Here is an 8,386-nt window from a genome sequence, read left to right as displayed (position 1 = left end):
AGCTGCAGTCACTCCTCGCGATCTGGTCCGGCGCCTGCCCCACCTGTCACCGCAACATGCCCGACCCCGCACCAACATGACCAAGCACTACTAGTGCTTGTCCGGTTTGCCAGCCGGGGCGGCGGGGGGCGTTGAGACGGCGGCGGTAGCGGTGGCCGACGGCGGCGTAGGCGAGTGAGTGGGCGGTCTTGCAGGTAACGGTGGCGGGGAAGCGGGTGGCGGCGTCCTGGGCGATGGCCCGGTTGTAGGCGAGGTAGCGGCCGTGGGAGCGGGTGGAGTGGGCGAGCAGGGCCAGGGTGGTGGTTTTGCCGGTGCCGGCGCCGGCCTGCAGGACGAGGTGTGCGCCGTCGCGGAAGGCGTCGGCCGCGGCGGTCTGCTCGTCGGTCGGGTTCAGCACGGGGGTGCCCCGGGTGCGGTCGCCGGAGTGTGGGGCAGGTCTGCCGTTGGCGGGCAGGGTGCGGTGGGTGGGAGTGGGGTGAGGCGGCCGGTGTCGAGCAGGATGCGGGTGCGTACGGCGAGGTGGCGGCGGACTTCGGTGAGGTGGGGGGTGAGGTGGGGGTCGGGGGTGTGGGCCGGGCACAGGATGGCGTGGGGGATGCGGCACCAGGGGGTGGCGTCGCCGTGCGGGTGGGCGATGCCGCAGCTCAGTTCCCAGCGCCAGTCGGCGGGCACGACCGTGGTGGTGAACTCGGCCGGGTGCAGGACCAGGAGGCTGTGGTCGGCGCGCGGGTGCCACTCGATGCGGTGGCCGCATCGGGGGCAGGGGCCGTTGCTATGGCTTCGCAGCACCTGGCTGGGGCTGGTGGCGGGCACCCGCAGGGTGCGGCGGGCGCGGAGGGCGGTGCAGTTCGGCCGGCGGCGCGGGGTGGGGGTGGGGTACATGAGCGTGAAGGTTGCAGGCGGCGCGCCGTGTGCGGGGCGTCCGGGCCTGTCAGGTCATGCGAACGGCTCATGTCAGGGCGACAGGTGTACGACGGTGGGCTGTGTGTTTGTTTTCCGGGGTCGGTTCGGGTGATCTGCGCCGCTGGTGGGGCCGGTGACGGGGTGATTCAGGGGGCGTCGTGGGCGGGGGGCGTGTGGCCGTCGCAGAGGGTGTCGAGGAGCTGGCGGACGGGGACGTCCAGGGCGTGGGCGAGGGCGTGCCAGGTGGTGACGGTGCCGGTGGTGCGGCCGTGTTCCAGGTCGATGAGGGTGCGCCGGGACAGGCCGCTGCGCTCGGCGAGTTCGTCGAAGGTCCAGCCGCGGGCATTCCTCAGCCGTGCGACCTCGACACGCAGTGCGGCGAGGTTCGGTTCGGGCGGCAAGATCGTCACTTGTCCATCCGACGGTGCAGGACCCTGCCCTGTCAGTGCAGACCTCTGCACTATTTGTGGCGAGAAGGCCGAACTTTCGGTGCAGGGTTCTGCACTAGCCTGTGCCGCCACCCGCTCCCCCGCACCGTTGCCGGGGCCCGGCGGATCCGAGGAACGAGGAGACACACGCCCGATGAACCTGGGCACCGCAAGGTGCGCCGTGCGACGCGCCTGGACAGTGGAACTTCAGCCGGGGCGGGGCGGCCCCACCCTCTCCTGCCCCCAGTGCCCGCCCAGCGGCCTTGCACTGCCCGCCGTATCCGCCCGGGCCGCGGCGCTGGCACATCTGGCCCGGCACGCCCGGCACAGCGCGCTGCCCGCCCATCTGCGCACCTGTCAGTGCCATCAGCGCGGCTGCCGCTGGCATCCGCGCCACCGGGGCTGCGACGGCGAGATCCTGTTGCTGCTGATGCGCGAGTGCGGCGGCCGGCTGTGGCGGCTGGCAGACATGTGCCGGGCGTGTGCCGGCGCCACCGCGCACGCCAGCGTGGTCCCCGACACCCTGCTCCTCACCCCGCGCCCCGCTCCCCCGCCCGAGCGGCAGCAGCCGGCACTCGGGGTGCCGCAAAGTTTGTCGGCGCAGCAGCGGGTGCACGAGATGCTCAGCTATCTTGCCTCGGCGTTGCCGCCGCAGACCGGGGGCGCGGCGCGGCTGCTGGCCCTGCAGTGTGCGCTGCGGGCCTCGTTCTCAGGCTGTGTCCGGCTGCCGTCCGGGCTCTTGCGCGGCATGCGCCTGGGCCGCTCCGTGCTGCCGTGGCGGGAGCTGGAGGAGGCGAGGTGGCTGCGCCGGGCCGCTGTGTGGGCAGGGGGCACCGAGGGACAGGTCGTGGACGGCCCGGTTCTGCTGCAGGTGCCGACTCGGTGTGAGCGTGCCCGGGCCGCCGACTGGGCTCTGCGGGTCGCGCACAGCCGGGTGCTGCGGGCGGCGGGTGCCGAGGGGCGCCTGCTGGCCCTCGCGCTCGCCGCGTCGCCCTCTTCGGAGGCGGCTGGTGCGGTTGCCGACGCACTCTCCCTGGCCCGGGTGTGCGGGGTGCCTTGCGAGCGGCTGCCCGGACTTCTGTCCTTTCTCGAAGGGCTGCGCCTTTTGGAGTCCTGGCATCTGGAACCGGTGACCGGCGACCTGTCCTGGGCCGGGTTCGCGTCTGGAGTAAAGGAGCAGCCGGAGGCCGTGCTCGTGGCGAGGGGGTAGCTTGGCGGCCGCAGGCAAGAAGGCCGGACGGTTATCCGTTCGGTTTGCTTCCGGGGCCTGGGGGCGGCTGGGGAATCGCAGTGCGGCGGCTGGCTGGCGGCCTCCCTGACTCGCGATCTACGCGGCGGCACGGTGGCTCCGCAGCGGGGCACTGCGCGGTGGCTGGTGGCAACCGGAGTGCCCCTGTTCTCCTACATGTAGCCGGCGGGGTTCGGGGTGGTGGGCTGGGTGCGGTACGTGCTGTCCAGGCTGTTGAGGATGCTCGTGAGGAGCTGGCGGCTGAATCCGCCCAGTTCGGGCGAGCCCGTGAGCTCGTCCTGGAGGTGGAAGGTTGTCTTGGCCCAGTTTCGGAAGTTGCCGTGGCAAACGATGTCGTCGACCCAGAGAAGGTCTTGTGGTGAGACGTCGGCCCACACCGGGTGGTAGCCGGGGATGAAGTCGCGGACTTCGTCCGGGGTCAGCGGGGTGTACTGCTGCCAGCTGACCATGCGGGAGGCGAGGGCGTCTCGTTTGAGGAGGTGGAGGCGGCAGTTCTCTCCGCCGACGAAGAGGATGGTGAGCTGAGTGGCCTCACGGTCCCAGAGGGTCCGCAGGTAGTCCAGCGCTTTGGGTGACAGTCCTTGGGCTTCGTCGCAGAGCAGGACGGTGGGCTTCTGGGCGAACGATTCGGTGAGGAGGTTGTCAAGGGCCAGCGGCCTTTCCGGAGGATCGCCGGGCAGTCCGAGGGTGCGGAAGAGGACGGTGCGCAATTCGCTGGCGCTGGCGCCCTTGCGGAGGTCGAGGCGGATCGTGCGCCGTTGGTCGAGGGTTTGCAGGGACCGGGTGACGGCCAGGGTCTTGCCGAGGCCGACATCGCCGTGGATACAGGCCATGGCTTGTGCTCTGGCGGCCCTGTGGACGTCCCGCAGGGTGATACGCAGGGCCTCGGTCTCTACGAGGGTGGCGCCGACCAGGTTCAGGTAGTGGCCGACGGGGGCGTCGGTCATGTCGCTTCTCCCTCTCGGTGAGCGGGTGATGGGAGTGCGGGCAGCGGTCGGACGTCGGCGCGGGGTGCGTGGCCGTGGGTCTCGGGGGTCGGCGCCTCTCCCGAGGCGCGTTCGTGGGGATGGGGAAGCGCGGGAAGCGGGCGGATGTCTGGCGTGGGCTCCACGGCGGGCAGGGCTCGGGCGGCACGGAGTTCTGCTTCGGCCTGCTCATCGGTCTGAGGGGAGAGCGGTAGGGAGGCTTCGGTGGCGGTGCCGGGGCTGAAGCGTTCGTTCTTGGACTTGTTGGCACGCTTGAGGGCTTGGCGCAGTTTCTCCGCTGCTTGGCGGCGGCTGTGGACGATCGCGCGTTTCTGTTCCAGGGTGGCGCCGTTCTGCAGGTCGGCCGGGCCGAGATAGGCGCCGGTGACGGCCTCATAGAGGTGAACCTGGTGATAGTGGTGAGGCATGTGGCGCAGCCGTACCTTGGCTCCGCGTCGGCCGCTCATCCAGGTGGCCACGTAGCGGCGGTTGCCCCATTGGACGCCGCTGCCGTTGATGGTGAACAGTTTGCCTGCGAGTTCGAGGGTGTAGGTGTGCAGGACGTCGGAGGGGATGTCGTAGATGGGGGTGAGGTCTTCGCGCCAGGCTTCTGCGGGGGTGCGGTTGCCCAGGGCGCGGATGCGGTGCTCGTAGTTCCAGAAGTGCACCCAGTTGCGGACGTGGCTGACGAAGTCTTCGAAGGTCAGCAGGTTGTCCGTTGTCGTGGGGGGCGAGGGTTTCCTCATGGAGGAACGGGGCGCCCTGACGTAACCGGGGAGGCAGGGGAACGCCATTGTCTTGATGGCGTTGTTGAGGACTTCGACAGTGCCCTTGAGTTCGGGGCTGTACGGGGGGAGGTGAACGCGGCGGACCCCGAACACGCCGAGGGCGGCCGCGACGGTCTGGCTGAGGAAGTCCTTGCCGCCGTCGATGCGGACCAGTGTGGGCTGGCCGCCGAAGGGGCCGTGGTGGGCGTCGCGGAGCAGGGCGTCGCGCAGGCAGGCGAGGATGCTGTCGCGGGCGGGGGTCTGTGGGGTGATGGCCAGGCCGCAGATGCAGTTGGTGGCGCAGTCGACGAACCAGGTGATCCAGGGCTTGCGGGGTTGGCCTGCGACGTTGACCCAGACGTTGGCTTGGGTGTGGTCGCCTTCCCAGGCGGCATTGCGGTGTCCGCGTTCTCGTTCGTTGAAGACGTCGAATTTGCGGCGGTCGCGTTCTCCGCCGCGCAGTCCTGCCAGGAATCCGGGTGACATCTCTCGTGTGACGGCGCGGTTGAAGGTGTTGTAGGAGACGGTGAGACCTTGCTCGGCCGTCAGTTCCCTGTGTGCTCCGGCGATGTTGCCGCACCAGCGGGCAAGTGCGTCGCGCATGGTCGCGTCGAGGGTGAAAGCAGGGCGAGGGGATGGAGTGTAGGTGCCCTGGTGGGCCCGAGCGTTCTCGACCCAGCGTGTGACGGTGCGGCGGCGGACTCCGTAAGAGTTGGCGACGGTCTTCAGGTGGCCGGATGTCAGGGTGCCTTCGTCCGCGAGGTGGAGGAGGCGTTGGACGCTGGCTCGGCGCAGCGCAAGGTCTTTGTTTTCGGGGATTGTCATCATGCGTCTCCGGTAGGTGCGGGGGCCAGGGTGAGAAGTCCTGCGCCGTAGGACTTGGCGGTGCCCAGGCCCGTGCGCAGTGCGTCGGCCAGGGCGGTGGGGTCGCTGATGCGTGCGGTGCCGTCGAAACGGGAGAGGGTATGGCGGGGGCCGCCTGGGTCGCGGCGGGGGAAGGCGCAGGGAGTGAGGGTGGCGCGCAACACGTCGAGGCCGGCGGTGTGAGCGCGGTGTTGCCACCAGTCAAGGGCGTGCCGGCCGTACAGGGGGGTGGGGGTGCCGCGGCCGCGCTGGGCGGTGCCATCGGGTCGGTGGCTGAGGATCTCGCGGCTGGGGCGGTGGGTGAGAGGGCTGGTGGTGATGCGGTAGCGGACGGTCCGGCCGGGGGTGAGGTGGGTGAAAAGGGGGGTGAGGTCGTGGGTGGCGATGTCTCCGTAGCGGGCGGGGAGTTCCTCGGTGTGTGGGGTGTCGAGGGTCTGGACCAGGAGGGTGGGGTGGCGGGTACGGGATTCGAGCCGGAAGAGGACTCCGGCCTGCTGGCGGGGGGTGGGGCCGAGGCCTGGCGGGGCCAGGCGCATCAGTGTGCGGTGCAGTTGGACGACGTCGGCGAGGTCCCGGCGTACGGCTCGGCTGGCGAGGTTGAGCCGGATGCGGGTCAGGGTGGGTGTCATTGGTGCCCCAGGCGGTAGTCGATCAGAGTGGCAAGCGGGTCCGAGCCTGCGTGGAGGGAGGCGGGCAGATGTTCGGTGGTCCGCCAGGTGGGCCGGGTGGTGTAGCGGCGGCGTGTGGTCGTGAAGTCCTGCGGGGCGTCGGGGAGTTCGTGTTCGGCGTCGGCGGCGCCGCCCGGTGGTGGTTGGTCCCAGTGGAAGGTCACGGGCACGGTGGTCTGCCCTTGTCGGGGCGGGTAGGCCGGTGTGAGGGGGGTCTCGTGGAGGAGGGCGTGGACGGGGTTGGGGTGGTGGGTGGCAAGGACGAGGGGTTCGGTGGGCGGGCAGGAGCGGCGTCCGAGGTAGGGCGCCCAGTGGGGGTGCTCGAGATGGTGGGCGATGCGTTCGAGGAGCGGGCGGGGGCCGGTCATGGCGACGGTGAAGGCGGCGTCGGCCAGGTAGTGGCGGTGGGAGACGAGGGTGGCTGCGGCCGGGGGGCGGGGTGCGCCGCTGCTGGTGGCCAGTTGTTGCTCGCGGGGGCGGCCGCCCCCGACGGTGTGGAAGTCGGTGTAGAGGTTGCCGGGCCGGTCGGTGCGGACGGTGAAGTGCAGGTCCTGGAAGGTTGGTGTGCCGGGGAGGTCGTGGTGGGGGGCCAGGGCGTGTTCGCGTGGGAGGCCCGAGGCGGCGGCGAGCATGCCGATCAGGGCGGAGCGGGTGGGGTGGGGGGCGGTGTCCCGGTCGTGGAAGGCGGCGTGCAATCCCCATGAGCTGAGGGGGCCGGCGAGGCGCAGCAGGTGTCCGCCGGACATGCTCATGTGCGAGAGGTGTGGGGTGCGAGGGCGCCGCGGGTGCAGGCCTGGATGAGTTCCTCGTACCCGTTGTGCCGCGTGCCCAGGGGAGGCAGGGCGTCGGGGTCGGCACTGGCGTGGCCGTGGGCAAGGCGGTGGCGGGTGCCGGTGAGGCGTTCGAGGGTGGCCGCGTGGTCGGCGAGGGCCTGGCGGGCGGGAGGCAGGTAGCCGCCGCCGCGGGCGGCGCGGACGGGGGTTTCGAAGGCGTTGGCGTGGGAGACGGGGCGCCGGGTGCGGACCGTGTAGTGGACGAGGTCAGGGAGGGTGTGCGGGGCGGTGGAGGTTTTCTTGGCCTGCAGCGGGGTGTGGATGAAGGCGTCGGCGAACAGCTCCAGCACCCGGGCGGTTTGCTCTGCGTTGTCTTCGAGCGCCTGGAGGAGGTCGGTGACGTTGATGCTGGCGTAGCGGTAGAAGACGCCGGCGGCGTGATCTGCTTCGTTCAGATGGGCGCTGCCGTTGCTGTCGAGTGCGGCCCAGTCCTCGACGGCGCAAAAGTAGTCCGTCTGGGCGTCGCTGGTGTGGACGGTGAAGGCGTGGCTCACGTCGAGGGCTCCTGCCACGAATCCGCCGGAGACCTCGGCGAGCATGCGGCCGAAGAGGTTGATGGTGGTGGTGCGCGCGGTGAGCAGGGCGATCACGTCCCGTGGAGGCAGCGCCTCTGGGCTCTTGGCCTTCTTTTTGTCCTTGTCCGCGGGGGTGGAGGCTTGGGCCTGGGCCATTTCAAGGGCTGCGCGGTGGGTGTCGCACAGCACGGCCAGGTCCTGGACCGTGGTGCTCGGCAGGTAAAAGAGGGACTGAGTGCGCAGTGGTTCCTGGCGGTCCATCTTGAGCCCGGCGGCGGTGGCCGACCGGGCGACCTCATTGGCCGCGTAGGTAGCCAGGGTCTCGGGCCATCCCGCCTGGCTCAGAGTCTCTTTCAGCAGGATCAGGGCTCGGCGGGTGCGGGCGGAGGGTTCGCCGAGTTCGTCCTCCATCTGCAGGCGCCAGGCGCGTTTTTGGCACTGGCTGGAGATGCTGGTGCGCATGGTGTTGCCGTAGAGGAAGGACTTGGGCTCGTTGTCCTGTCCGCGGTTGAGGCAGGAGAGCGGATAGGACTGCAGCGCGGAGAGGTCGAGGTGGACTACGGTCATCGCAGCTCCGATGTGGGAACGGGCAGGGCCAGGTAGTAGCCGGTCAGCCAGCGCTGGGTGACGCGGGGGCGGTCTTCGGGCCACTGGACGAGGTCCTCGAGTAGAACCGCGAAGTCCACGGTGTGGCCTGCCTGGGCCAGTTGCCGGGTGAGGCTGAAGAGGCGCGGGTGCAGCAGGTTCTCGGAGAGCCGTGTGATGCTGCGCAGTTGGCGGGGGGTGGTGTTCTCGGAGAGGTCTCCGGCGTGGACGGCACAGGCCAGGGTGGTGCCGAGGTTGGGGCGACGGTTCCAGCGCGCCAGTGGGTCCTGGCTCTCGGTGCTGTCGCCGGAGCTGGCCTCCTTATGTGGCGTAGACGGTGTCGTGTTGGGATCGTCGGGGTGCTGCTGGTGCCTGGGGTACTGGCGTGCGATGAGGGAGGCCACGGTGTAGTGGGCGCGGCGTCCGTAGTGGTGACGGGTGGGCTGGGCGAGGTAACGGATGAGGTCCGGGCAGTCGGACACCGGACGGCCTCGTCCCTTCTCCAGGGTCCGGCGGATGGCCGGGGTGTGACAGAGGTCGTGGATGTGCGCGGTGTAGGTGTCGTAGTGGCGTCGGCGTTCGTCGCGGCTTGAAAGCACAGGGGGGTTC

At 70.4% G+C, this 8,386-nt stretch carries 9 protein-coding genes and 1 pseudogene; 1 reads left to right on the top strand and 9 read right to left on the bottom strand.

Translation table 11 applies throughout. The features are described from left to right. Positions 1-91 precede the first annotated feature (91 nt). The 3 genes and pseudogenes from ACFYVL_RS38990 to ACFYVL_RS38980 all read right to left on the bottom strand — a co-directional run. A pseudogene (locus ACFYVL_RS38990) lies at positions 92-394 on the bottom strand (AAA family ATPase); the annotation flags it as partial. Next, positions 391-882 carry a DUF6083 domain-containing protein gene (locus ACFYVL_RS38985; RefSeq protein WP_389253772.1) on the bottom strand — a complete coding sequence of 164 codons (492 nt, stop codon included), beginning with the start codon at positions 880-882 and terminating at the stop codon, positions 391-393. The pseudogene ACFYVL_RS38990 and the gene ACFYVL_RS38985, both read right to left, overlap by 4 nt. Before the next feature lie 167 nt (positions 883-1,049). Then, positions 1,050-1,313, bottom strand: coding sequence for a helix-turn-helix transcriptional regulator (locus ACFYVL_RS38980; RefSeq protein ID WP_389253770.1), 264 nt, complete (start codon positions 1,311-1,313; stop codon positions 1,050-1,052). Between the two features lie 172 nt (positions 1,314-1,485). On the opposite strand from ACFYVL_RS38980, the gene ACFYVL_RS38975 reads away from it, so the two are divergent. Beyond that, positions 1,486-2,541, top strand: coding sequence for a hypothetical protein (locus tag ACFYVL_RS38975; protein WP_389253768.1), 1,056 nt, complete (start codon positions 1,486-1,488; stop codon positions 2,539-2,541). Positions 2,542-2,732: 191 nt separating this feature from the next. Here the strand turns inward: ACFYVL_RS38975 and ACFYVL_RS38970 are convergent, their stop codons facing one another. The 6 genes from ACFYVL_RS38970 to casB are packed head-to-tail and all read right to left on the bottom strand — an operon-like array spanning position 2,733 to position 8,376. Further along, entirely contained in the window at positions 2,733-3,527 is a 795-nt protein-coding gene (locus ACFYVL_RS38970; protein ID WP_389253766.1) for an AAA family ATPase, read from the bottom strand. Next, positions 3,524-5,140: a Mu transposase C-terminal domain-containing protein gene (locus ACFYVL_RS38965; RefSeq protein WP_389253764.1), complete on the bottom strand. Its 1,617-nt coding sequence runs from the start codon at positions 5,138-5,140 to the stop codon at positions 3,524-3,526. The genes ACFYVL_RS38970 and ACFYVL_RS38965 overlap by 4 nt, the downstream gene beginning before the upstream one ends. Continuing rightward, positions 5,137-5,805 (bottom strand): type I-E CRISPR-associated protein Cas6/Cse3/CasE, encoded by a 669-nt coding sequence (locus ACFYVL_RS38960; protein ID WP_389253762.1) that lies wholly within the window; start codon positions 5,803-5,805, stop codon positions 5,137-5,139. Before ACFYVL_RS38960 ends, ACFYVL_RS38965 begins: the two co-directional genes overlap by 4 nt. Next, complete coding sequence (gene cas5e, locus ACFYVL_RS38955) at positions 5,802-6,596, bottom strand: type I-E CRISPR-associated protein Cas5/CasD (protein ID WP_389253760.1); 795 nt, start codon at positions 6,594-6,596, stop codon at positions 5,802-5,804. The genes ACFYVL_RS38960 and cas5e overlap by 4 nt, the downstream gene beginning before the upstream one ends. Continuing rightward, a complete protein-coding gene (gene cas7e / locus ACFYVL_RS38950) occupies positions 6,593-7,759 on the bottom strand; it encodes a type I-E CRISPR-associated protein Cas7/Cse4/CasC (protein WP_389253758.1) in 1,167 nt (388 codons plus the stop codon). Before cas7e ends, cas5e begins: the two co-directional genes overlap by 4 nt. Then, positions 7,756-8,376, bottom strand: a complete 621-nt coding sequence (gene casB, locus ACFYVL_RS38945) for a type I-E CRISPR-associated protein Cse2/CasB (protein ID WP_389253756.1) — start codon at positions 8,374-8,376, stop codon at positions 7,756-7,758. The genes cas7e and casB overlap by 4 nt, the downstream gene beginning before the upstream one ends. Positions 8,377-8,386: the final 10 nt, after the last annotated feature.

It is taken from the genome of Streptomyces sp. NPDC004111 (assembly GCF_042874215.1).
Classification (GTDB): Bacteria; Actinomycetota; Actinomycetes; order Streptomycetales; family Streptomycetaceae; genus Streptomyces.
Note: the sequence above shows the minus strand (reverse complement) of the source record. Positions and strands in the feature narration are given on the sequence as shown.